18 protein-coding genes and 1 pseudogene are annotated in these 23,838 nt (G+C 47.1%); 7 read left to right on the top strand and 12 right to left on the bottom strand.

The features are described 5' to 3' along the window. Positions 1 to 118: 118 nt before the first annotated feature. The 5 genes and pseudogenes from IM500_RS07990 to IM500_RS07970 all read right to left on the bottom strand — a co-directional run. Positions 119 to 430, bottom strand: a pseudogene (locus IM500_RS07990) (ABC transporter permease family protein); the annotation flags it as partial. 12 nt (positions 431 to 442) lie between these two features. After that, entirely contained in the window at positions 443 to 1,651 is a 1,209-nt protein-coding gene (locus IM500_RS07985; RefSeq protein WP_287738088.1) for an ABC transporter substrate-binding protein, read from the bottom strand. 4 nt (positions 1,652 to 1,655) lie between these two features. Further along, on the bottom strand, positions 1,656 to 2,438 hold the full coding sequence (locus tag IM500_RS07980) for an ABC transporter ATP-binding protein (protein ID WP_149988525.1): 783 nt from the start codon (positions 2,436 to 2,438) through the stop codon (positions 1,656 to 1,658). Beyond that, entirely contained in the window at positions 2,435 to 3,550 is a 1,116-nt protein-coding gene (locus IM500_RS07975) for an acyl-CoA dehydrogenase family protein (RefSeq protein WP_190723282.1), read from the bottom strand. Before IM500_RS07975 ends, IM500_RS07980 begins: the two co-directional genes overlap by 4 nt. A gap of 12 nt (positions 3,551 to 3,562) precedes the next feature. Next, positions 3,563 to 4,093, bottom strand: a complete 531-nt coding sequence (locus IM500_RS07970) for a DUF4242 domain-containing protein (RefSeq protein ID WP_287738086.1) — start codon at positions 4,091 to 4,093, stop codon at positions 3,563 to 3,565. A 371-nt stretch (positions 4,094 to 4,464) separates the two neighbouring features. On the opposite strand from IM500_RS07970, the gene IM500_RS07965 reads away from it, so the two are divergent. Continuing rightward, positions 4,465 to 5,841: a serine/threonine-protein kinase gene (locus IM500_RS07965; protein WP_190723278.1), complete on the top strand. Its 1,377-nt coding sequence runs from the start codon at positions 4,465 to 4,467 to the stop codon at positions 5,839 to 5,841. Here the strand turns inward: IM500_RS07965 and IM500_RS07960 are convergent. From IM500_RS07960 to IM500_RS07940, 5 genes are all read right to left on the bottom strand, one after another. After that, positions 5,833 to 7,272, bottom strand: a complete 1,440-nt coding sequence (locus IM500_RS07960; protein ID WP_287738085.1) for an aminotransferase class I/II-fold pyridoxal phosphate-dependent enzyme — start codon at positions 7,270 to 7,272, stop codon at positions 5,833 to 5,835. The genes IM500_RS07965 and IM500_RS07960 overlap by 9 nt on opposite strands. 209 nt (positions 7,273 to 7,481) lie before the next feature. Next, positions 7,482 to 9,296, bottom strand: coding sequence for an ABC transporter ATP-binding protein (locus IM500_RS07955; RefSeq protein WP_287738084.1), 1,815 nt, complete (start codon positions 9,294 to 9,296; stop codon positions 7,482 to 7,484). Between the two features lie 40 nt (positions 9,297 to 9,336). Continuing rightward, on the bottom strand, positions 9,337 to 10,413 hold the full coding sequence (locus IM500_RS07950; protein WP_190723272.1) for a phosphotransacetylase family protein: 1,077 nt from the start codon (positions 10,411 to 10,413) through the stop codon (positions 9,337 to 9,339). 35 nt (positions 10,414 to 10,448) lie between these two features. Beyond that, a complete protein-coding gene (gene ebsA / locus IM500_RS07945) occupies positions 10,449 to 10,826 on the bottom strand; it encodes a type IV pilus biogenesis protein EbsA (protein ID WP_190723270.1) in 378 nt (125 codons plus the stop codon). A 222-nt stretch (positions 10,827 to 11,048) separates the two neighbouring features. Beyond that, positions 11,049 to 12,305 (bottom strand): GAF domain-containing sensor histidine kinase, encoded by a 1,257-nt coding sequence (locus IM500_RS07940; RefSeq protein WP_190723268.1) that lies wholly within the window; start codon positions 12,303 to 12,305, stop codon positions 11,049 to 11,051. Positions 12,306 to 12,692: 387 nt separating this feature from the next. Between IM500_RS07940 and IM500_RS07935 the strand changes: the two genes are divergently transcribed. Continuing rightward, positions 12,693 to 13,013 carry a DUF3155 domain-containing protein gene (locus tag IM500_RS07935; RefSeq protein WP_002798554.1) on the top strand — a complete coding sequence of 107 codons (321 nt, stop codon included), beginning with the start codon at positions 12,693 to 12,695 and terminating at the stop codon, positions 13,011 to 13,013. Positions 13,014 to 13,160: 147 nt separating this feature from the next. On the opposite strand, the gene IM500_RS07930 is transcribed toward IM500_RS07935, so the two are convergent. Further along, a complete protein-coding gene (locus tag IM500_RS07930; protein WP_242034739.1) occupies positions 13,161 to 14,978 on the bottom strand; it encodes a S8 family serine peptidase in 1,818 nt (605 codons plus the stop codon). A 439-nt stretch (positions 14,979 to 15,417) separates the two neighbouring features. On the opposite strand from IM500_RS07930, the gene IM500_RS07925 reads away from it, so the two are divergent. Next, on the top strand, positions 15,418 to 16,206 hold the full coding sequence (locus IM500_RS07925) for a response regulator transcription factor (RefSeq protein WP_287738083.1): 789 nt from the start codon (positions 15,418 to 15,420) through the stop codon (positions 16,204 to 16,206). 85 nt (positions 16,207 to 16,291) lie between these two features. Here the strand turns inward: IM500_RS07925 and ftsH are convergent, their stop codons facing one another. After that, the gene (gene ftsH / locus IM500_RS07920) at positions 16,292 to 18,187 is read right to left on the bottom strand and encodes an ATP-dependent zinc metalloprotease FtsH (RefSeq protein ID WP_190723265.1); all 1,896 of its coding nucleotides are present in this window, start codon (positions 18,185 to 18,187) and stop codon (positions 16,292 to 16,294) included. A gap of 214 nt (positions 18,188 to 18,401) precedes the next feature. On the opposite strand from ftsH, the gene rimP reads away from it, so the two are divergent. The 4 genes from rimP (at position 18,402) to infB (ending at position 23,688) form a co-directional block, all read left to right on the top strand. Then, on the top strand, positions 18,402 to 18,872 hold the full coding sequence (gene rimP / locus IM500_RS07915) for a ribosome maturation factor RimP (RefSeq protein ID WP_190723262.1): 471 nt from the start codon (positions 18,402 to 18,404) through the stop codon (positions 18,870 to 18,872). A gap of 197 nt (positions 18,873 to 19,069) precedes the next feature. Further along, complete coding sequence (gene nusA, locus IM500_RS07910) at positions 19,070 to 20,266, top strand: transcription termination factor NusA (RefSeq protein ID WP_190723260.1); 1,197 nt, start codon at positions 19,070 to 19,072, stop codon at positions 20,264 to 20,266. Further along, the gene (locus IM500_RS07905; protein WP_002798549.1) at positions 20,263 to 20,544 is read left to right on the top strand and encodes a YlxR family protein; all 282 of its coding nucleotides are present in this window, start codon (positions 20,263 to 20,265) and stop codon (positions 20,542 to 20,544) included. Before nusA ends, IM500_RS07905 begins: the two co-directional genes overlap by 4 nt. Before the next feature lie 111 nt (positions 20,545 to 20,655). After that, positions 20,656 to 23,688 carry a translation initiation factor IF-2 gene (infB, locus tag IM500_RS07900; protein ID WP_190723258.1) on the top strand — a complete coding sequence of 1,011 codons (3,033 nt, stop codon included), beginning with the start codon at positions 20,656 to 20,658 and terminating at the stop codon, positions 23,686 to 23,688. Positions 23,689 to 23,838: the final 150 nt, after the last annotated feature.

The raw sequence follows: 23,838 nt of genomic DNA, 5'->3' as shown, positions 1-23,838 counted from the left end.
TTGTCCATTAAGAAATGTTACAAATTACATGGGTACATTAAGAAAAGTTAAGGGGGTACATCCATTGATGGATAAGGGTTTTGGGCTATTATGGTATATATGTATGGGGGAAGTTCAGAAATAGGGCCGACAAAGCCGATTCAAGGGAGCGATACAACCCGATTAATACCCCCAACGGCACACCGATGGCACTAGCGAGAACCAAGCCCACAATAACCCGGCGGCAACTGGTGAGGATATGGGGCATAATCTCCCCCCCAACAAAAAGCTGTAATAAAGCGACAAACGATCGCTCAGGGGAAAAATCATTTAAAATCGGGTTTGAGTGCCATAGAGGACTGGTAAATAGCCACCAGAGCAATAATCCAAAACCGATACCCCATAAGGGTAGTAAAGCTCTTGGCGGGGAGGTCAAAGATTGTGACTTCATAGGTTCAGACCTTTAAAATTTGATCGTCTCGATGCGGGAGAGATTATTCGGTAAGCCGAAAGCTTTCGGTCCGCCCACCTGTTGCAAGGCATTACGGACAAAAGAGTCATCCACGAGATCCCGGGCCACCTGTCGGGGTTGCAGTTTTTGGAGAAAATCCGTATTTCCTTCCACCTGAGTGGTTTTGAGTAAGCGTACCAGTTCCTCGGTATAGGAAGGGAAAGGATAGGGCTGGAAATCGATCCGGTTGACCTGCCAGTCTGGATTCTCGATCGCCCCGTCTTTTTTATAGAAATTGCGATCATAGTAATTAAGCGCCCGTTGCAATACTGGCAGCGGGTGAGGCGTATATTTTCCACCATCTTTAGAGAGAATCCGGGCCACTTCGGAGCGATTGCCCCGGGACCAGAGTTGGGCTTTAACGAGGGCGTTTACCACCTTCTGCGTCCATTGTTTCCGTTGCCTAATATCCTCCTCGTGAACAAAGACGACGCAACAGGCGTGATTCTTCCAGACATCGCCAGTGAAACGGAGAACCCTACCGGTTTTTAGATTTTCCGCCGCCGCGTTGAAAGGTTCAGCAACGATATAACCACCGATGCTCTTATTGGCGAGGGCTGATACCATATCCGGGGGCGGGAGAACCACTAGATTAACCTCGTTAGAAGCGATCGGCGCGTCCTTGGCTTTGCGAACTATTTTCAGCCCGTTACGTTGTAAGAGTTGTTGCAAGACCAAATTATGAATTGAATACCAGAAAGGAACCGCGATCGTTTTACCTCCCAATTCCCTGGGATTTTCAATATCGGGAAGGACGGTGAGGGCTGAGCCATTGGTATGGTTCCAAGCGACGATTTTAGCGGGGAAATTGCGCCCGTAACGAATCCAGATCGAGGTGGGAAAAAGAACATGAATAACGTTCACCTGCCGAGCGAGAAAGGCTTCAACAATCTGCGCCCAAGAACGGAATAGGCGCGGTTGTTCTGTAGTTAAACCTTCCGCTTGATAAAGTTTTCGCGAGTGGGCTACCAATAGGGGGGCGGCATCCGTAATCGGTAGATAACCGATTTTCACAGGCTGATCTTTGGCATTGGCGTTAACGGGGAGATTCCAATTATCGGCGGCGATCGCTGCCCCGAAGGAACTGGTAAACAGTGCCGAAAGTTTCAGAAAATCTCGACGGCTCATGCCGCAACAAGCACAATTATCGTGTAGGTTCATGGATTTACAGTGTCATGACAAGGGCTAATTCTTGAAAAATTGACTGGCGTAGATCACTCAAAAGCTTGGCTGACTCGAAACGGGGTTTCGGCATCGAGATGGTCCATTCTCGGCGGATGCCCACCGGATGACGGCCCATGAGAAGAACTCGATCGGCCACTAACAGGGCCTCATCGATGTCGTGGGTAACGAGGAGAACCGTGCTGTTATAGAGAGCTATGACTTCTAGGAGGAGTTTTTGCATCTCGAAACGGGTGATCGCGTCGAGGGCGCTAAACGGCTCATCCAGGAGGAGGAGAGAGGGGCGGCGGGCGAGGACGCGGGCTAGAGAAACTCTCTGAGCCATACCGCCGGATAGTTGATGAGGATAGGCACGCTCGAAGCCATCTAGTTTGACGCTTTTAACGGCGGTGTGAACCCTTTCGCGTAATTGCTGATGATCGAGGCGGGGCATCCGCTTTAATTTCAAACCAAAAGCCACGTTTTGCCAAACGGTTAACCAAGGTAAAAGGGCGGGGGATTGAAAGACGATCGAGCTGCGGATGTCTGGTGCTTGTAGGGGTCGTGAGTGCAATTGTATTTCTCCGCCATCGGCACTTTGCAAACCAGCGGCGGTAGCAAGGAGGGTAGATTTACCGCAACCACTGGCCCCGAGCAAACAAACCACCTCACCGGAGCGCACCTGTAGGTTAATATCCTCAAAAACGGTACGGTAGCCATGGCGGGTTTTATAGCGTTTGTGGAGATTTTTGAGGGTGAGGACGGGGTAATCAGTGGCGACGCTCATTCCCTCACCCCCGCTCGATCAAGTTCGCCAGTGAGAATTTTATCGGTAGAGGACTGACGTTGTAACTCTCTTTCTAGTTGAATCAGGCTCGGAGTTAACACTGGTAAAAAGGCGACCTCGCGCAGCCGTCGCGCCGTGTCGCTATTACGAAAATAGCCTTTTCCTCCCTTAATTTCCGCTTCTAACCATACGGATTCCACCGCTAACCGGGTAATGTCCACTCTGAGGGTGAATAGTTGGCGTGTTCGTCCGAGATCGAAGCTTTCTAGGGTGCTGAATTGCTCGATTTTCTTTTCTAGACGAGTCAGACGCTCCCGGGCGAAGAAATAACGATCGCTGGCTACCGCGGCCTTTCCCCCTAAACTTTTCTCTGTCTCCCCAAGGGATTTACGCGTAATGCCAAGGGCCAGTCCGCATTGTAACAGCAAGAAACAGGGGCGGACTGAGGGTAAAAATTTTGCTGCTTCCAAGCTGATAATCCAGTCGTGAGATAACTGAACTCGATCGAATTCAAGGGTACTGGTGCGGGAAGCTTGTAAACCCAATAATTGTAGGTCTTCACCCCGTTTTAACCCTTTTGCGAAGGAGGGAAGGGCGAGGATAAGAGTTTGTCCAGATGTGGTTTGAGCGGCAACGGCCACTATAAATTCTCCCTTAGAGTCGAGGTTAGAGGCCCAGGGCAGGAAGCCATTAACAGTGACGTTTTCTCCCTCGATCTTTGCCTGTAAACGCAGCTCCTCGATCCCGCCGAGGTACTTCATCGCGTTGGAGAGTCCTGTGGCTCCGGCTATCTCTCCCTTGAGAACAGCAGGTAGAATTTTGTTTTGTAGGTAAGTGTTATTACTGGCGGCCAGATATTGAATGAAGACGCGCTGACACCAGAAAACAAAACCGGTGGTCAGGCAGCATTGGGACACAGAGGAGATCGCCTCTACTGCCTGTGATAAGGAGCCACCCCGACCCCCTAAGCTTTCAGGTATAGCATAGCCGAACCAGCCCGATTCTCCTAGCTTGGTTAGGGCCCAACCGACGTTGAGATTAGCTGTACCGTTGTTGAGGTCAGTGGCTCTTTCTTCCAGAAAAGAACTGATTTCGGAGCCTCGATCTAGCATCATTGTTCTCTCCTAGGGCTGAATATTTTCAATCGAGGTCAAACTATCTATGGGTGCGCCGACCACTTCTCTGGCTCTTTTTACCGCCGCTTCATCGGGACTATCGTAGAAACAGAGACATTTACTCAAGTCTTCGCAAATATATGTACGCTCGAAACTGACTTCAGGCACTTGAGCATAAAGGGGGGTTTTCTCCGCTTTTCGTTGCAGGTAAGTTTCCATCGTTAGCCCCGGAGGTAAATTCCACTGTACTAGATAGTTGGCTTTGTCTTTGCGCTCTCGCACAGTGGCTAAGTCCTGCCCAATCAAGCGCATTTCCTTGATTAGTTGCCAACCTAGCCCAGCGTTTTCTAGTACTTGTTCGAGGGAGGCGCGATCGATCGCTTTGATAATCAGGAATAACCGCCCCTCTGTTTCACCGATTAGGGCTTCGATTAACTCTCCCTGCGATTTTGATGCGACTGTGGCAATGCGCTCCAATATCTCGCTCACTTGTTCTTTGGTCCTTTCTTGTCGATCATCCTCTACTAGATATAGAGTCATAATTCATCTGAAATACATTTACAATACATTTGAGTTTACTGTCTTTGAGAAAAAAAAGCAATATTTTCAAGAGCCTCAAAACGAGGTGACACGGGAGTAGATGGTTCAAGACCGTTTCGCTCAAGTCGTGGCCAGAACCCTGGCCTTGAATGATATGCGTGACCCGATTTTTTCGATAACCGCCCTTATCTGGCTGAATTTTTTTCGGCCAAAGACTTGACAAACTCCAAAATTTCTGCTAACCTTGTAGTATAATGGGAATCCGTGTCGGCCTACGAACCCTCTTTGTAACTCTTTCTCAAGAATAAAAATTTTAACCCGAATTGCCGGTAGTAGCTAAACTAAGAGCAGTACCACGGGAAACGGTGACTATGGAAGTTATTTGTACGCGTCCCCACTGTCCGAAACCGCGTAATCAGTGCCTAGACCTAGACGATAGCAATCGCTTAACCTCGATCGAGCAGAAATATTGTATTACTTGCGGGATGCCATTAATTTTGGGGGGACGTTATTTACCGGAACGTCTATTGGGACAAGGAGGATTTGGGGCAGCATTTTTAGCAGTAGATCGTTATAGTCCCAAAAAAGCTAAATGTGTACTCAAACAATTTCAACCCTCCGGTAATTTAAGTCCCCAAGCTTTAGAAAAAGCGAAAAACTTATTTTTTCAAGAAGCGCACGTTTTAGAAGATTTAGGCCGAGAACATCCCCAAATCCCCGATCTCTATGCTTTTTTCCCTTTAACAGTCAAGAATCAATTAACGGGAAAAGAAGAGCAATTTTTCTATCTGGCCCAGGAATATATCGACGGTAAAAACTTAGAAGAAATTCTCCAACAGCAACAAAAACCCTTTCAAGAAAGTGAAGTCAAAAACATTCTCAAAGAATTACTTCTTATCCTCAAATTTATTCATGAAAATGGTTCCATTCACCGGGATATAAAACCATCTAACATCATGCGCTCCCAAAATGGCCGCCTCTATTTACTCGATTTTGGGGCAGTAAAACAGGCTACCAATAACCCTAGTAATACACAAGAGAAATCCACAACAATTTACTCAGCTGGATTTGCTCCTCCCGAACAACAATTAGGCAATCAGGTATCGGCAGCCACAGATTTATATGCCCTAGCAGCTACCTGTGTTATACTCTTAACTAATCGCGATCCTGATGATCTATACGATCCCCAAAAACAGGTCTGGAATTGGCAAAATTATGCCCCCAACATCAGTGCAGATTTAGCAAGAGTATTCAATAAAATGTTACTAGCAAATCCCCTGGATAGATTTCAATCCTGTGGAGAAGTTTTAACCGCTTTAAATACACCTCCCCCATCTCCTCCATCTCCTCCACCTTCTCCAATTCCTCCATCCCCTCCAGCTTCTCCAGTGATTAGAAAAACTTCCCGCTTTTCTCTTGGGGAAACCTTCGCTAATGCTGCCTTTACAGGATTTGAGGGGACATTATTAGTAATTGCCTTAAATAGTTTACTCCCCTCGCTAGGAATTGTCATCGCTTTTATGATCTTAGGTGGCTTAGTTTGGGCATTATTTAAAAAAGTGATTGAAGGGAGAGATTTACCGATTCTAGCAGCAATTACCCTCACCCTCATCTTCTTTCTTTCGCAACTGCAAGGAAGCCTAAATTTTCCTGAAATTGCTATCATTGCCGTGATGGCAGCCATCGGAGCAATTGCTATTACCGCCTTTTTCCGGTTAATATATCAGATAATTTTGCGATTATTTTAAAACCCTGAAAGTGGTTAAATTATCATCACTACCGCCGGTAATCGTGCCACCGAGGTCTAAAATAGTTTGCAGATAGTCGAGGACTTCCTGAGAAATTAACTCACCCGGCATCAAAACGGGAATACCGGGGGGATAGGGACAGATAACATCAGCACTAAGACGATCGAGGGCATTTTTCCGGGATACTATCTCTGTAGGGGCAAAAAAAGCCTTTCTAGGAGAAATAGCCAGATTTCCCGTGACTGGGGCAGGAGTCAGGGGTAAACTGGTAGAGTCAGGAGATTGAAGGCATTGAAAAGCAGTAATTAGGCGATTAATGTGTTCGCGATGGTTGCCGATGGAGATAATAAAAGTAAGTTGGCTTAAAGTCGGTAATTCTGCGGTGACAGCGTATTTTTCTCGCAAAATATCGTCTATTTCGTAACCAGTTAAGCCAAAATTTTTGACAATTACCGTTAAACGAGTGCGATCAAACCAGTGACAACCCGGGATAGAATGGGGAAAGTCTAAAACAGAGATATTAGGGATTTTATTGAGTTCTTTTCGGGCAGAAGCGGCTAAATCGAGGGTTTTGGTCAGTAAATCTAGTCCTTGCGTCGCCATTTGCTTTCTAGCACTATCAAGGGAAGCGAGAAGCAAATAACTAGGGCTAGTGGTTTGAACTAATTGTAAGGCTCGATCGACTTTTTCGGAACTAATGCGATCGCTTTTTAAGTGTAACATTGATGCTTGAGTTAAGGCCCCTAAAACCTTATGGGTGGACTGAATAGCCATATCAGCGCCGAGAGACAGGGCAGCCGGAGGTAAATCGGGATGAAAGGCAAAATGCGCCCCGTGAGCCTCATCGACGAGCAGCGGGATAGAATAATGATCGGTAATCTGGGCGATAGTTTCTAAGTCACAGCAAACCCCTTGATAGGTGGGAGAGACTACCATCACCGCTTTGGCGTCGGGATGAAGTTTCAGGGCATTTTCGAGGGATTGGGGGGTTATATTTAAATTTAGATCGATAGTGGGATTATATTCGGGATTGATAAAGATAGGCTGCGCCCCAGAGAGAATTAAGCCCGAAATTGCCGATTTATGAATATTTCTCGCCAAAATAATTTTATCTCCCTCGCCGCAAGTGGCTAAAATCGCCGCAATAATGCCACAACTGGAGCCATTGACTAAAAACCAGCTTTTATCTGCCCCAAATGTCTCGGCTGCTAAAATTTGCGCTTCTTTAATCACCCCCGTCGGGGCAAACAAATTATCAAGGTCGGGTAATTCGGGTAAATCGGCTTTAAAGACGCTTTTTCCCAGTAAATTACTTAAATCTTCCCCGATTCCTTCCCCCTGCTTATGCCCTGGCGCATAAAATGGTACATCTAAACTATTGACTTTTTTTTGCAGTTGTGATATTAGCGGAGCAGATTCTGGCGAAGGCATTGTGAGAAGTGGGAAGTGGGGGATTTGTCAGTGTTGCCAAAGGCACGGCGTAGCCGTCCAGTAAACAGTAAACAGTAAACAGTAAACAGTAATCAGTAAACAGTAATTAGTGAAGATTGATCGGCGAATAATATCATTTAAAACTTAAAACTTATCAGTTATCACTTTAATCTGATAACTGATCACTGATCACTGATCACTGATAACTGTTAACTATCTGTGCCTAACATTTGCAGTTTATATAAACTAGCGTAGAGGCCGTCTTCGGTTAATAAATCTTCATGGGTTCCCGATTCGACTAATTCCCCGCGTTTAAGGACAAGAATTCGATCGACATCGCGAATAGTGGAGAGACGATGGGCGATAATAATAGCGGTACGATCGACTAAAATCTGTTCTAAAGCTTCTTGAATTAATACTTCTGTCCCCACGTCTAAACTAGCGGTAGCTTCATCTAAAACTAAAATTTCGGGGTTACGAATAGCGACTCTCGCAAAAGCGAGTAATTGTTTTTGTCCTCCCGATAAATTTGCACCCCGTTCCCGTAAACGGGTATGATAACCATCGGGTAACTCCTCGATAAAGTGATCGATATTAGTTAATTTAGCTGCTGCCTTCACCTGCTCAAAATCATAATTTTCCCCTAAAGTAATATTGCGAGTAACATCTCCGGCAAAGAGAAAAGTTTCTTGCAGAATGACACCGATATAACGTCTTAATTCCGCTTGGGGAAGATAACGGATATCGATACCATCCACTAGAATTCTGCCCTTACTTGGTTCGTAAAGACGACAGAGAAGACGAATAATCGAACTTTTTCCCGCACCAGTCGGACCAACTAAAGCGACTTTTTCCCCTGGATGAATGGTAAAATTGAGACCTTTGATAATATATTCATCGGGTTTATAACCAAACCAAACATTATCAAAAATAATCTCGCCAGTTTTAAGTTTTTCTGGGAAATAAATCTCCTTATTATTGTTATAATCTTTGATTTCAATGGGAATACTAATTAATTCACCAATTCGTTCTATAGCAGTAAAACCCGCTTGAAACATAGTAAATTTTTCGGCAAACTGACGCAGGGGATTAAAGAGACGTTGGGAGAATAAAATAAAAGCTGATAAAACCCCAAAATCAATGGTTTTCTGGAGAATCAAAATCCCGCCTAACCATAATACTCCTCCCACGGCAATTAATCCGATCCATTCCAAAGTGGACGAGACAGCCGAATCATAAAAAATTGTTTTATCTAGGGATTGACGATAGTGAGTATTGATAGCGCGAAACATTTCAGCATTAAAGCGTTCGCGGCGAAATAATTGAACAATATTAACTCCGACTATATTTTCCTGTAATTGGGCATTAAGTTTTGATAATTCCTCGCGTACTTGATAGTTAGCGATGCGGTATTGTTTTTGAAAAAAGATAATTAAAGCAGTGACGGGAAATAACATCAACACCAACAATAGAGCTAATTGCCATTGTAGGGTAAACATGGTGATGATAATAACTAAAATATTGACCAAATCACTGACAACTCCGATCGCCCCACTAGCAAAAACTTCTCCTAATGCTTCCACATCGCTGGTTAAACGAGTGACTAAACGTCCCACGGGAGAGCGATCAAAAAAACTGGAGGAAAGGGAGGTGACATGGGTAAATAAATCTTCCCGGACATTAGCAGTAATTGACTGACCGACTTTCTGCACTAGATAACCTTGTGTTGTCCCTAAAATCAGTCGTAAAATAATCGCAGCCGAGAGGATAATAATTAGGGTATTAATGGCTGCTGTTAAGGGCATTCGAGCCAAAAAATCCCAAGTTTGTTCCTTTTGCAAAAGGGAGACCGCTTGACCGATAATTAAGGGTTGGATCGCCCCTGTGAGAGATAGGGGAAAAAGAAGTATTAATGACCAAAATAGCAGGGCTTTTTGCTTTTTTGCGTAGGGAAGTAATCTTAATAATAATCTCCAGTCATTTTCTTTGACCGGAGGGGACACAGGGGAGGATGATAGACTCATGAAGGGATTTCCAATGAAATTCTCGGCAGCCGGGGAGAAATTACCCCTCTGTTGTTAACTTTTCTAACAGGCGATCGATCTGGAAATATTCCTCCATTAATTCTCGAATACAAGCGACTTTTACCTGTTCCTGTAAGCGAATCTTCCCGAAGGCCTGATCGACGATTTCCACGGTACTGAGAGTATCTAAATTTACCGAGAGAATCGGTACTTCTAAATCCTCGGCCCGGCCCAAAATCAGGGGATCTGGAGAGATAGAACCAGTTAAGATTAAACAGGTGGTGGAAGTTTCTAGGGCAGCTAACTGGAGGTCTGTGCGATCGCCACCCGTAATCACGGCCATATTTTCCCCCTTGCGAAAATATTCTAAAGCGGCGTTGACATTCATCGCCCCGATCGCTAAACTTTCTACCATCCAATCCAAACGATCGGGCCGACATAATACTTTGGCCTCTAAAAGATGGACAATTTCCCGAACACTAATACTGCGCAGCAGTTTACTAGCGGGTAACAGTCCTAAAACTTCCACACCTTGGCCAGCGAGATAGGGTTTAAGGAGAGATTGTACTTCATCCCAATCATCGGCGGGGATATCGCTAATTACTACCCCCAGCAGCTGATTATTTAATTCCTGTTGCGCTTTCAGCAGACTATCGGCAATCAGGGGAGAACTATAGCGGGCCACCAATAGGATCGGAGTCTGGAGAATTTTGGCCATCTCCCCCATCGATAACTGAAAAATACTCCCTTCCCAGAGAGTCCCCGGCCCTTCGAGGAGGGTAATATCACTGTTAACCCGATCGAGATAGCCAGCAAGAATATTGCCGTAGTCCTGTTTATCTGCACCTTGCAGACGTTTAGCAACGGAATCCACATCTGTATAGATCACGGGTAAACGCAGCTGATCGGGGGATAATTCTAGTAATTGCCGGATAAATTCTACATCCTCATCGACCAATTGCCCATCGACGTAGCCCGGACAATTGCCCACTGGTTTGCCGTAACTTATCTCTAGGCCTTTTTGCCGCAAGAGATGCGCTAAACCGACGATAGTTCCCGATTTACCACTGAGGGGTTCCAGGGAAGATATGAGTATAGATTTGGCTGATTTCGCCACGATTTGCTCCTTTTTAACCCGTAAAATCCCGACTTTTATTCTTCAAATCGCAGCAGTTTCCGATAAAATCCCTGCGAAAAGTCGGCTGAACCTAGCTGCTTAAAGGTTTTAATCGCATCGATGAGATATTCGATCAACTCGGCGTTAATAATCGTCATCTCATAGCTTAGGTCGGCCTGTCCTTCAAATTGTAAACGACAACGGGTCAATTCCGAGGGCAATTTTGATACATACCAAGACGCCACAAAGGGAATCCCTTGACTGTTTTCTATGCGACGACGACCTTCTAAAAATCCTGCTTGATACAAAGCGATCGCATAGGGCAGGATACTATGTTTGTCCTTGGCATAGTAGGGCATATATACTACCACATCGGCCTTATTAGCGGGTTCTAATTGTTCGATAGTCGGCATAATTTAAGTAATAGGACAAAATTAACTTCTTGGTTAGGATAGGCACTCATGCAAGGGGCAAAAGGCAAGAGTTACTTAGATGTGTGTAATTGATTGTCTCTAGCTACTGTTAATTCTTTGGTTCACAGCCAAGTTACCATTGACACTGATATTTTCCATATATTTTAACCGATCGCCCCAGGAATCTCCCGATCGAGAAAATAGGCAGAATTGACGACCAGATCATCCCTCTATACTGAGGTTATCATCGGGTATAACTGGTATATGAACCCGAAAAACCGTGCCGGGGTAGAGGGAACTTGTTTGCTCGGGATTGGGACTGATAAATTCAATCGTCCCCCCCATGCTGGTAATTAATTCTTTTGCGATCGCTAAACCCAATCCTGTGCCGGGTATATCTCCCCCTGCTTGCACTCCCCGGTAGTGACGTTGAAAAATTCTTTCTTGATCGCTCCTCGATATACCATAACCCGTGTCTTTAAAAACAATTTCTACACTATTCTTAACATTCTGCACCTCGACGGTGACTTTTCCGCCAGCAGGAGTATATTTGAGGGCATTATCAATTAAATTGCTGAATACTTCCCGCAAACCGGGGATATTGGCGCAAATAAGTGGTATGTCTTCCCCGTGAATCGTTTCTAGACTGAGATTTCTCTCTTTGGCTACGGCCTGGGCCGAAAGGAGCAGCGGATCGAGAAGATCATGGAGATCGATCGGAGTTAGTTGGCCGCTGCCAGCAGGCAAGAGAAAGGCGGTGGGGGAAGATTGCGCTTGCAGGAGAGGAATATCGACGGTGGGGTAATTTTCGCTTTCTTGCTGAATTTGTGCCTCAAATTCGGCGATTAAGTCCCGAACTCGATCGCTTTCCCTCAGAATACCAGTAATGGCGGGATCGTTACCTTCTTCGGCTAAAAGCCTTTTGAGCAGAAGTTTACCAAAGGTTTTTAAAGCGGTGAGGGGATTGCGGATTTGATGGAGAAAGGTATCGAGGCGCTGACGTTGCCATTGTCGATAATAACGTTCTTCTCCTAATTGGCGATCGAGTACACAGGCCAAAGCGAGGGTTTGGGTGATTTTTTCCATCCGGGTTAATTCCCAACTTTGCCAAGGTCGTTTTTCTCTGGTTGTCACCAATAATCCGATCATGCCCTCTTCATACATTAAGGGTAAAAACAAGCGATGACTGCTGACGGTCTCCTGATTACCCCAGAGGTGGGATAAATCTTCTAACTTAACCGCAGTTAACAAGTCTGCCGCCGGTTGCCCCGGTTGTAAGGAAAGCCGCTTTTTTTGGGGAGAAGGGGGGTTAAAAGGCGGATAAACAACGACTGGGATTAAATTACTCGATAAAGGTTCAGTTAAATAAACCGCACTTCTGTCCGTTTCCATTTGCTCTCGCAAAAGTTCCATCTGTGCCTGACACAGGGCAATAAAATCATCACTCAGGGGAGTCCGGGAGGGGGAGGAGAAGGGCATACCAAGAAAGTAAAAAGTAAAAAATCAGAAAACCTAGATACAGCTAGGGTTGCGAGTTTTGTTTCCCAGTTTACATAGGGGAGAATGACCCTCCTCTTGAGTCGAGGGCAGCCAGCAAAAAGCAATTAGGACAAGGGTTTAGCACTATTTTCGGGGTGGATCACGGTATATATTAAAAAAAGTTTAAGAATAATAAGTTTTGTATCGATATTTGTGGGTGTGTTTTTGTAACAAAAACTTAAACCTAGTCTCAGTCTAGCTTCTAGTCAAACTTGTCTGTAATTGGCTTTGTGAGAGACACTTGATTTCTTGGTCTAGAACGGATACAATTGCTACGGCTTTTGTAACTATCATTACAACGATTAGCCAAAACAGGAGGTAATTGGGTTGGCCAGAAAACGGAAACGTAAAAGTCGCCGTCGTCAAGAAGGACGTAAGATACTTGAACTTATACCCCAGTATAGTATTGAAAGTGGCGAAGATAAACCCGTAACTGCGGCGCGTAAGTATATTCAAGCTATAGGCATTAGCCCACCAGCTTTATTGATTGTTAAGCGTAACGAGCATACAACCGATCGCTATTTCTGGGCTGAAAAAGGACTGTTTGGAGCGCAATATGTGGAGGAAAACCACTTCCTTTTCCCAAGTTTGCGCGACCTGCAGCCCCAGCCCCAGCCCGTCAAAGCACCGGTAGCAGTTGCCAAATAATTCCCAGGACTATTAATCGTATCATGGAAAGTAAACTCGTTTACGCAAAAGTAAACGAGTTTTTTTTGTCTGAGATCTAGGAATCAGCCATCAGCTTTTCGCTGATGGCTGAAGGTAAGAAATCTGAGGCTGAAAAACAGCCAAGTTTTAGGCGACATTACCTGCTGTGGCCGTAATAATTTGACGTACTTGAGCATCGGTCAGATTAGGATTGGCACTCAACATTAGGGCCACCACTCCGGCCACATGGGGTGTTGCCATGGAGGTTCCACTCAAGAAACCATAGCCACCATTAGGGATAGTAGAATACACTTGCACGCCTGGAGCGGTGACATAGCTCATCGAAGAATTGGAGCCAGCACGATTGGAGAAGGAAGCCATCTGGTTAGAACTATTAACGGCACCTACGGCAAGACCCCAAGAGGTGGCATTGAAAGCGGGATAACCGGGTTGAGCTGCCCCCGCATTACCGGCGGCCATAACCACGATAACACCGCGACTGCTGGCATACTGGAGGGCCGATTGAACTGCACTGTTAGTGCTACCACCGCCCAAACTCATATTAATCACATCGGCACCGTTGTCCACGGCGTAGCGAATTCCTTGGGCAACGCCACTATAGCTGCCACTACCGGAATCGCTCAAAACTTTCACCGGCATAATTCTGGAATTGTAGGCCACACCAGTGGCTCCGAAACCATTATTACCGGCAGCAATGGTTCCCGCCACATGAGTACCATGGCGGTTGCCATCTAAAGTGTTATTATTGCCATTGGCAAAGTTCCAGCCATAAACGTCATCAACGTAACCGTTGCCATCGTTATCAAGCCCATCATTGGCAATTTCGCCCGCATTCGTCCAAATATTGCCCGCTAAGTCGGCATGATTGCGGTCAACTCCTGTATCTAGTACAGCAACGACGATTCCTTGTCCTGTATAACCTCTTGCCCAAGCTTCCGGAGCATTAACTAAGTTAACCCCCCAGTCATTAGCACCACCAAAAGTGGGAACATTGGCAAAAGTACTTTGATTCAAGGCTCCGGCGACGGCTGCTGCGGCATTAACTAAACCGTATCCTGAAGTGGCACTATATCCGGGTACAACTGTGGCTGTGGTCGCCGACAGGGTTAAGTTATAGTTAGTGCTGCCACTCCAGGGATAAACCCAGACATAGTAAGTACCCGCATTCAGTTGACCAGTAATACTCTCACTGATGTTACTGCCATTAGTGGAGCTAGTAATCTCATTGCCATTACTATCTAATAAGGACACATCGGCATCGGCACTTAATCCCGTTAAATTGAGGCTAAAGTCGCTACTGTTGCCTAAACTGAAACGATAGTAATCATTGGTGTCTGTAGAACCAACAAAATCACTGTAGCTGGTGGGAGTCGCTCCAATGGTGATATCACGCGCCGTTGCTAAGGTATTGCCAGCGTTATCAGGACTCCCCGCAGTGGCAGCTAAACTTAAGTCATAGTTAGTGCTGCCACTGTAGGGATAAACCAGGACAAAGTAAGTACCCGCATTCAGTTGACGAGTAATACTCTCACTGATGTTACCGTCATTAGTGGAGCTAGTAATCACACTGCCATTACTATCCAATAAGGACACATCGGCATCGGCACTTAATCCCGTTAAATTGAGGCTAAAGTTGCTACTGGTTCCTAAACTAAAACGATAGTAATCATCGGTGTCTGTAGAACCAACAAAATCGCTGTAGCTGGTGGGAGTCGCTCCAATGGTGATATCACGCGCCGTTGCTAAGGTATTACCGGCGTTATCTAAGGTAGTAAGATCAAGATCAATGCTCGCTACTTCTTCTTTGAAAAGAGATGTGGCTCGATTAGTGGCTATGGTGGGAAAAATTGATGACTTATTCCCCGCTAGGAATTTCTGAAAATCTGAGGAATCTAGACTATCTATACAGTTATAGAGGTCGTTGGCGGCAAAGTTATCTATCATGGTGTTCTGGTGCTTTTTTAGTGGTTAAATGGCTGAGAGAACAATCAATAAGATATTATCAGACAGACAATATGGCGCTTCTGGTTTCTGTGTGAAAACGAGGTCTATACTGATAGAATATCCGCAAAATAGTCCTAAAAGTCTTGCCCGATAAGCATTTCACGATTCCATAAGCAAAAATTATCACACAAAGTCGAGAAGAGCCAAAATTAGTTGCACATGGGGTGAATTATGAAGTAGGGAGCAGGGAGCGGGGAGCTTTTTTTCAGTGACCAGTCAACAGTAAACAGTAATCAGTGAACTGAAAACTCAGATCTGATCACTGATCACTGATTCAAAGCTGACAGCTAACGAATGTTACGATTGTTACAACATCTTGACATTAATTCTGATACCTTGACAATGTGTCAATCTGTGCAGTAATGGGGCAGAAACTCAAGTGGTATCGATGCATATTTCTATTGTTGAGGGCAACCCGCACTTGCGATCGCTATTAGCTTGGCATCTGCAACAGGCCGGTTATTTAGTTAATCAATCGGCAACCCTGCAAAGTGCGCGTCAAGCTTTCCTTCATCGTCAACCCACCTTAGCAATTATCGATTCCGACTTGCCGGACGGGGATGGAATCGAACTCTGCCGTTGGCTTGATCAACAAAAACAGTCTTTAATACTGATTCTCTCGGCCCGCAATAGCGAAAAAGACGTGGTCAATGGTTTAAAAGCAGGGGCCGACGACTACCTGAGAAAGCCCTTCGGAATGCAAGAATTTATGGCTAGGGTAGAAGTGTTAACTCGTCGTTTAGGCAGTAGGGCTGCTCCTCTACACTTGGATTATGGGCAATTAAAAATAGATTTAGCCCAACGACGGGTACAATTTCGCGGGGAGTATATCGAATTAACGCCCCAAGAATTTAGCCTACTCTACGTTTTAGCCCAAGCGGAGGGAACACCCCTATCAAGAGCCGATTTACTGCGTCGCGCTTGGCCCGAGGAAATTGATAATCCCCGGACAATCGATACTCATGTTCTCTCTCTGCGGAAAAAAATCGAAACCGATCCCAGACAACCTAATTTAATTCAAACCGTCCGCAACGTCGGCTATCGTTTCAATCTAGAAATGTTGGCCGAGATCAATTCAGCTTTAGAAGCTAATATTATTGCTTCCACCAAAGGCAATCATAACGGTCATTCCATTAACAAAATTCCTGCTCACAATGTTAGTCGTTAATTCTGGCTTTGTCCGACTGATTAGCAGATTGTCTGCTGAAATCGTCTCCTAACCACTTAATCGAAGCGAGGAGACGAAGGGCAAATTAAACCGTAGTCACCATTGACCGATCCGCTTGTTGCTGAAATTCCGTCAATAAACGCCGGAATTCGTCGCCGTCAATGGTTTCCTGTTCAATCAGTATATCCACCAAGCGATCAATCGCCACACGATTGTCAAGGATAAGTTTTGTTGCTAAATCGTGGCATTGCTTGACAAGTTCCCGTACTTGTGCATCAATTTTCGCCATCATCGCAAAAGAATGGTCGGCATGATAACCGGCACCGGCACCACCGAGATAGGAATTGCCCTCCTCCTCTAGGGCAATCAATCCCAATTCCGACATTCCCAGACGCGTTACCATCTGTCGGGCCAGATAGGTAATTTTTTCAATATCATTACCGGCCCCGGTGGTCACTTCATCCTCACCGAAGACACATTCCTCCGCCACTCGTCCCCCTAATAATCCCGCAATTCGGGCTAATAACTGGGAACGACTGGTTAAACCCTGTTCTTCATCGGGAGTGAACCAAGTTAACCCCTGCGCTTGACCCCGGGGAATCAGGGTGACTTTTTCCACCTGATCGTGGCCGGGACAGAGAGTACCGACAATCGCATGGCCAACTTCGTGATAGGCGATCAAACGCTTGGCTTTACTATCCACTAAAGCGCGCCCTTCCATACCGGCCACAATCCGATCGATCGCATCGTTGACTTCCGCCATGGTAATCGCCTCTTTCCGTCTTCTAGCGGTAAAAATCGCCGCTTCGTTGAGCATATTAGCCAAATCTGCCCCGGTAAAACCGGGGGTGCGACGGGCGATCGCCTCCAGAGTAACATCGGCAGCCACCTTTTTATCGCGAGAATGGACCTCTAAAATGCCCAAACGTCCCTTAAAATCTGGATAATCCACCACCACCTGTCGATCGAAACGACCCGGACGCAGCAGGGCCGAATCCAAAACATCGGGGCGGTTGGTGGCGGCAATGACGATAATGCCGGTATTTCCCTCAAAACCGTCCATTTCCGTCAATAATTGGTTCAGGGTTTGTTCCCGTTCATCATTACCTCCCCCATAACCGACCCCTCGTTGACGACCAACGGCATCAATTTCATCGATAAAAACCAAACAAGGGGCATTTTCCTGGGCTTTTCGGAACAGATCTCGCACTCGCGACGCACCAACCCCGACAAACATCTCCACGAATTCCGACCCGGAGATGCTGAAAAAAGGCACTCCCGCCTCTCCCGCGATCGCTTTAGCCAGTAAAGTTTTCCCCGTCCCCGGAGGCCCGATTAACAGGACTCCCTTGGGGATTTTTGCGCCAATAGCCGTAAATTTTTCCGGTTGTTTGAGGAATGTCACCACTTCCTGTAGATCTTCCTTGGCCTCATCCACACCCGCCACATCATTGAATTCTATGCCAGTTTTCGCCTCCATCTGAAACCGCGCCCTTGATTTACCGAAGTTCATCGCTTGACCGGAAGCATTGGCAGAACGACGGATAATAAACACCAATAATCCCAAGACGATAATAATCACTAACAGGTTAGTGAGAACATTGATCAAGGCCGAATTGTCAGTGCTGGGGAGAATGCCGTACTCAATTTTTTCAGCATCGAGTTTCTTGATTAATTCGGGATTTTGGTCAAATAAATTGACTTCTTTCGGGGGATCCTTGTCTGTTTGACCGACGAGGGTAACTGCTGCCTGCTGCAAAGAAGGATTGATTTCGACCTTTTTTACCTTTCCTTGCTCGATCTTCTCTAACAATTCACCGTAGGTGAGGGTATTTTGGTTTTTTTGACTCCAAGCAGGAGTGACATGGCCAAAGGTTTGCAGAATCATCCAAGTGGTGACCATCCCTTTCCATACTGGCCGACGACCACGATTCTTAGCTGACTTGGCTCTAACTACGGTGAGTGGAGATTTTTGATCCATAATTGACTCTATATCTAGTTACCCTGTATTCATTGTGACAGATCGACTCGATCGTGACCACTGTTCTGTTTTCCCCCAGGCACGACCCCGGGGGCAAATAGTGATGACGGTTTTTTGCTATATTGTATTTAGCTAGGTGGTCTAACAACTGCCTATCCCAATCACTAACAGTTTAGGGAAGTGGGTTTCGCCCGCTTTTTTTGTTGTCTAAATCATGACCCATCCGCTCATTCCCGACCTGCTGCACCTAGCCACCCCTATCGCTGAAAACTTGGGGCTAGAAGTGGTCGATATCGTTTTCCAAACCAATAAAAGGCCTCCCGTCCTGCGCGTCGATATTCGCAATCTGGGGGGGGATACTGGTTTAGAGGACTGTGAGCAGATGAGTCGGGCCTTAGAAACCGCCCTCGACAGTCAAGAAATCTTACCCGGGGCCTACGTTTTAGAAATATCTAGCCCCGGCATTTCTCGACAACTGAGCAGTGAGCGCGAATTTCAGTCTTTTAAAGGTTTTCCCGTCATCGTTACTGGCCAGGATAGCCAAGGAAAACCACAAGAATGGCGCGGAAAACTGCAAGGTAGAGATGAGCAATCTATTTATCTTAACCAAAAAGGTCGATCCCTGACCATCGATCGCACTACCGTCATCAGCGTCCGTTTAGATGAGCAGCGCAATAATCAGTAATCAGTAAACAGTAATCAGTAATCAGTAATCAGTGATCAGGGATGAAGATAAAGATAAAGATGAAGATAAATAAATAACTAACTAATTAACTTAAAACTTACATCTGATAACTTACATCTGATAACTTACATCTGATAACTGATACAAAGCTAATGGCTAAAAAACTAATCACTCAAAAGTAAGGAGAAAAAATAATTATGGCTACTGTTAATTTGCCTGGTTTAAAAATAATGCTCGAAGAAATTAGCCAACGACATAATCTGCCCAAAAATGCCGTACAAGAAGCCTTGCGTGAAGCACTTCTCAAGGGGTATGAACGTTATCGACGCGCTCAAAGTTTAGAAAAAGCTGCTCAATTCCATGAAGATTATTTCAATAACTTTGATGTGGAATTAGACGTAGAAGAAGAAGGCTTTCGCATCCTTTCTACTAAAACTATTGTCGAAGAAGTGACCAATCCCGACCATCACATCGGTCTCAAAGAAGTGCAAGAAGTGGCCGATGAGGCCCAGTTAGGGGATGAAGTAGTTCTTGATGTCACCCCCGACCAAAAAGAATTTGGTCGCATGGCGGCGATTCAAACTAAACAGGTTTTACTGCAAAAACTGCGGGATAACCAACGCAAAATGATTCAAGAGGAGTTCCAAGAGCTGGAAGGAACCGTTTTACAGGCCCGGGTCGTCCGTTTTGAAAGACAGGCCGCTATTGTCATGGTACAAAGTACCTACGGTCAACCGGAAGTGGAAGCAGAACTACCCAAACGGGAACAGCTGCCCAACGATAACTATCGCGCTAACGCCACCTTTAAAGTTCTGCTCAAAAAAGTTCTGGAAGGTTCTCACCGCGGCCCGCAATTAATCGTTTCCAGAGCGGCGGCGGGTTTGGTAGTATATCTGTTCGCCAACGAAGTTCCCGAAATCGAGGAGGAAATCGTGCGTATTGTCGCCGTCGCCCGGGAAGCCAATCCCCCCTCCCGTCACGTTGGTTCGCGGACAAAAATCGCCGTCGATACCCTAGAAAGAGACGTGGATCCGGTTGGGGCCTGTATTGGGGCCAGAGGTTCGCGGATTCAAGCCGTGGTTAACGAATTGCGGGGCGAAAAAATCGACGTGATTCGTTGGTCTCCAGACCCCGCCACCTACATCGCCAATGCCCTTAGTCCTGCCCGTATCGACCAAGTTTTGTTCACTAATGCCGAAGAAAGACAAGCACTGGTACTGGTGGCACAGGATCAATTGAGTTTAGCGATTGGCAAAGAAGGGCAGAACGTGCGTCTAGCCGCCCGTCTGACGGGCTGGAAAATCGATATTAAGGATATAGCCCTCTATAAAGGCGAACAAGAGGTAAAAACCGCTGAAACAGACCCAGAATCCCATGATTTAGACCGAGAATGAACACCTTCGTCAATTATCGACGCTGTATTAGCTGCCGTCTCTTCGCCCCGAAAGAATCCTTTTGGCGAATTGTCCGACTACACCCGTCCGGACAGATACAATTAGATCAAGGCATGGGAAGATCAGCCTATATCTGTCCACAGCCCAACTGCCTGCAACTAGCCCGACAAAAAAATCGTCTCGGACGCGCCCTAAAAGCCAATATTCCCGAAACGCTCTATGAATCCTTGCAAGAGCGACTCGGGACTGCCTGGCAAGGTCGTCCAAATCAGGATTAAAATTGAGGATCATAGCCACAAAATCGTTAGCATGGAAATGGGACAGTCCTGACAGGATCAAAAAATCAGCCAACTTATAGGATCACTAACACTTTAGCCGGGGGATAATGGATGAGTAACACGAAAGTCAGAATTTACGATTTATCAAAAGAATTGAATCTAGACAACAAAGACATTTTGGACATCTGTGACCAGTTGAACATCGAGTACAAGAGCCACAGTAGCACGATCAGCGAAGAGGATGCCCAACGCATCAAAGCGATCGCTGCGAAGGGATTTGCCTCGAGTACCAGTAAAAATAGCACGGGTCAGCGAGAATCGGCTAGTCCTGCCGAAGAAAAAAAACAAAAGATTTTAGCCCTGCATAAACACAACCGCCCCGAAACCGGCGAAGAAAGGGAAAGCTATCCCGGTCAAGCCGGTTCCTCGGCCAAACCGACTTTAATCAGTCCCCCCCGTCCCCCGGTTAAACCCCTCGTTGCTCCCCCAGGGCGCGACGAGGCGGCCGAAAAAACTCCCGCCACTGCAGCAGAGATGCTATCTCATAGCCCCAGTGTTAAAGAAACCCCGACCGAAACCCCGCTAGTGCCAGAAGCATCCCCCACCTTAATCGCCCCACCTAATCGACCTTCCCTCACCCCGAAACCACGCCCTGAAACTGCCTCGGGCCGGCCAGAACCCCGATCTAAAAATGCTCCTGGCAGTAACGACAGGAGCCGGGGAGAAAAACGCGAGCGCGGCGAGAGCGAAAACGCCCCTAGTCCTGAGCGTAGGGTAGGCTTGGCTAAACCAGAAAAACCGACCCTCAACCGCAAACCCGACGGAAAAAGCCCGAAACTGGCGGAACCAGCTAGGGAAGTGCGGGAGACGGTGGAGTTGAAGCGCCCGGTTCGCCCCGGGTTACCCGCTAAAATCTCGGCTACCAGCGAGGAGGAAACCGATACCACCAAGAAATCTGGTGTTGATGGCACAGAAATCGATACAGATACCGGATTGCTCGGAGCAGACGGGCCCAAAAAACTCAAACGACCCACCATGCCCCCTCGCATGGCCAAAAAATCTAGCTGGGAAGAAGAAGAAGAGGAAGAAAAAAAAGCGGCCAAAACCGCCAAAACTGCCGGCAAAAACAAACGCCGCACCCAAGCGCTCTTTGAAGATGACGATGATCTAGAATCGGAACTGTCCGGGTTAATTAATACCCCCAGTTTTACCCTCTCCACCGCTCGTCCCCCCAAACCGCCCACCGCTAAGGCTGCCACCCCTGGCACTCTAACAGCAGTCAAAGTTAAGCGGCCCAGTAAACCAACCGCCCACACTGGCGGACCGAAAAGCGAGCGCCAAGAACCCCAAGAGGAAAAACGCCCGGAAAGCATCGTCGTCACCGGCAGTCTCACCGTGCGCGACCTCTCGGAATTGATGAAAGTCCCCGAAACTGAGATCATCAGAACCCTATTTTTTAAAGGGATGGCGGTTAATATCACCCAAACTCTCGACGTGGACACGATCGAAATGATCGCCAGGGACTTCGAGATCGCCGTGGAAACCCCCAGCACCCAGTCGGCGGCGATCAAAACCACGGAAATGATCGATGTCTCCGACTGGGAAAGTCTCCAGCGTCGTCCCCCCGTCGTCACCATTATGGGTCACGTTGACCACGGTAAAACCACCCTCCTCGACTCGATCCGCAAAACCAAAGTCGCCCAGGGGGAAGCAGGCGGCATCACCCAGCACATCGGTGCTTACCACGTCGATGTGGAACATAACGGCAAACCGGAACAGATTGTCTTTTTGGATACCCCCGGCCACGAAGCTTTTACCGCTATGCGCGCCCGCGGGGCGAGAGTCACCGATATAGCCGTGCTGGTGGTAGCCGCCGATGACGGCGTACAACCCCAAACGAAAGAGGCAATCAGTCACGCCAGGGCTGCCGAAGTCCCCATCGTGGTGGCGATTAACAAAGTCGATAAACCTTCAGCTAACCCCGACCGGATTAAACAGGAATTGACCGAACAGGGACTGGTGGCCGAAGATTGGGGCGGTGAGACGATCATGGTTCCCGTTAGCGCCCTGCGGGGTGAAAATCTCGATAATCTGCTGGAAATGATCCTCTTGGTGGCAGAAGTGGAGGAATTGGTCGCTAACCCCGATCGCTTGGCGAAGGGAACCGTCATCGAAGCTAACCTCGATCGCACCAAAGGCCCCGTGGCTACCCTGCTCGTCCAGAATGGCACTCTCCGGGTCGGTGATAGCATCGTCGCCGGTTCCGTTTTCGGTAAAATTCGGGCCATGATCGATGATCGCGGTCAAAAAGTCGAAGCGGCCACCCCCTCCTTCGCCGTGGAAATCCTCGGTCTCAGTGATGTGCCGGCCGCTGGCGATGAATTCGATGTCTATGAAAGTGAAAAAGAGGCCCGATCAATCGCTGATCAACGGGCGATCGAACGACGCAACACCCGTTTACAACAGGCCCTCTCCTCCCGTCGCGTTAGCCTTAGCACCCTCTCTATCCAAGCTCAAGAAGGACAACTCAAGGAACTTAATCTCATCCTCAAGGCAGATGTGCAAGGTTCCGTCGAGGCCATCCTCGGTGCGCTCAAACAGTTACCCCAAAACGAAGTGCAGATTCGCGTTCTCCTCGCCTCTCCGGGGGAAATCACCGAAACCGATGTGGATCTGGCCGCCGCTAGTGGTGCGGTGGTGGTGGGCTTTAATACCACCCTTGCCAGTGGTGCGCGCGCATCCGCCGATCGGGAAGGGGTCGATATCCGCGATTACAATATCATCTACAAGCTTCTCGATGATATTCAAGGGGCGATGGAAGGTCTTCTCGACCCCGAAGAAGTGGAAGAACACCTCGGTTTTGCCGAAGTGCGTGCCGTCTTCACCGTCGGCCGGGGAGCCGTGGCGGGCTGTTATGTCCAATCTGGTAAACTGGTGCGGAACCGCTTCCTGCGCGTGCGTCGCGGCAAGGAAATTGTTTATCAGGGAGTTCTCGATTCCCTCAAACGGATGAAGGAAGATGCCCGGGAAGTGGCCACCGGTTTCGAGTGCGGTGTCGGTGTTTCTAAATTCAATGACTGGAAAGAAGGCGACATTATCGAAGCCTACGAAATGGTCATGAAACGCCGCACTTTATCCAGTTAATTAGACTTGAACCGTCGGGAGTCGGGAGTCAGGAGTCGGGAGTCAGGAGTCAGGAGGCCGCTTTTTTTTCCCCCACTCCCCCACTCCCCATCTCCCCACTTCATAATTCATAATTCCCCCACTCCCCCACTCCCCTGCTCCCCCATCTCC

The organism is Microcystis sp. M179S2 (genome assembly GCF_020245805.1).
Taxonomy (GTDB): Bacteria; Cyanobacteriota; Cyanobacteriia; order Cyanobacteriales; family Microcystaceae; genus Microcystis; species Microcystis aeruginosa.
The sequence above is the reverse complement of the archived record's forward strand: the minus strand, read 5'-3'. Positions and strand labels throughout refer to the sequence as shown.

What these genes read in the sequence shown, in the direction of transcription:
- IM500_RS07980 (WP_149988525.1), bottom strand. Translation starts at nt 2,438, where the DNA reads ATGAGCGTCGCCACTGATTACCCCGTCCTCACCCTCAAAAATCTCCAC.
- IM500_RS07905 (WP_002798549.1), top strand. Translation starts at nt 20,263, where the DNA reads ATGAACACCTTCGTCAATTATCGACGCTGTATTAGCTGCCGTCTCTTC.
- IM500_RS07965 (WP_190723278.1), top strand. Translation starts at nt 4,465, where the DNA reads ATGGAAGTTATTTGTACGCGTCCCCACTGTCCGAAACCGCGTAATCAG.
- IM500_RS07955 (WP_287738084.1), bottom strand. Translation starts at nt 9,296, where the DNA reads ATGAGTCTATCATCCTCCCCTGTGTCCCCTCCGGTCAAAGAAAATGAC.
- IM500_RS07960 (WP_287738085.1), bottom strand. Translation starts at nt 7,272, where the DNA reads ATGCCTTCGCCAGAATCTGCTCCGCTAATATCACAACTGCAAAAAAAA.
- ebsA (WP_190723270.1), bottom strand. Translation starts at nt 10,826, where the DNA reads ATGCCGACTATCGAACAATTAGAACCCGCTAATAAGGCCGATGTGGTA.
- nusA (WP_190723260.1), top strand. Translation starts at nt 19,070, where the DNA reads ATGGCTACTGTTAATTTGCCTGGTTTAAAAATAATGCTCGAAGAAATT.
- ftsH (WP_190723265.1), bottom strand. Translation starts at nt 18,187, where the DNA reads ATGGATCAAAAATCTCCACTCACCGTAGTTAGAGCCAAGTCAGCTAAG.
- IM500_RS07940 (WP_190723268.1), bottom strand. Translation starts at nt 12,305, where the DNA reads ATGCCCTTCTCCTCCCCCTCCCGGACTCCCCTGAGTGATGATTTTATT.
- IM500_RS07975 (WP_190723282.1), bottom strand. Translation starts at nt 3,550, where the DNA reads ATGCTAGATCGAGGCTCCGAAATCAGTTCTTTTCTGGAAGAAAGAGCC.
- IM500_RS07970 (WP_287738086.1), bottom strand. Translation starts at nt 4,093, where the DNA reads ATGACTCTATATCTAGTAGAGGATGATCGACAAGAAAGGACCAAAGAA.
- IM500_RS07985 (WP_287738088.1), bottom strand. Translation starts at nt 1,651, where the DNA reads ATGAACCTACACGATAATTGTGCTTGTTGCGGCATGAGCCGTCGAGAT.
- IM500_RS07930 (WP_242034739.1), bottom strand. Translation starts at nt 14,978, where the DNA reads ATGATAGATAACTTTGCCGCCAACGACCTCTATAACTGTATAGATAGT.
- rimP (WP_190723262.1), top strand. Translation starts at nt 18,402, where the DNA reads ATGACCCATCCGCTCATTCCCGACCTGCTGCACCTAGCCACCCCTATC.
- infB (WP_190723258.1), top strand. Translation starts at nt 20,656, where the DNA reads ATGAGTAACACGAAAGTCAGAATTTACGATTTATCAAAAGAATTGAAT.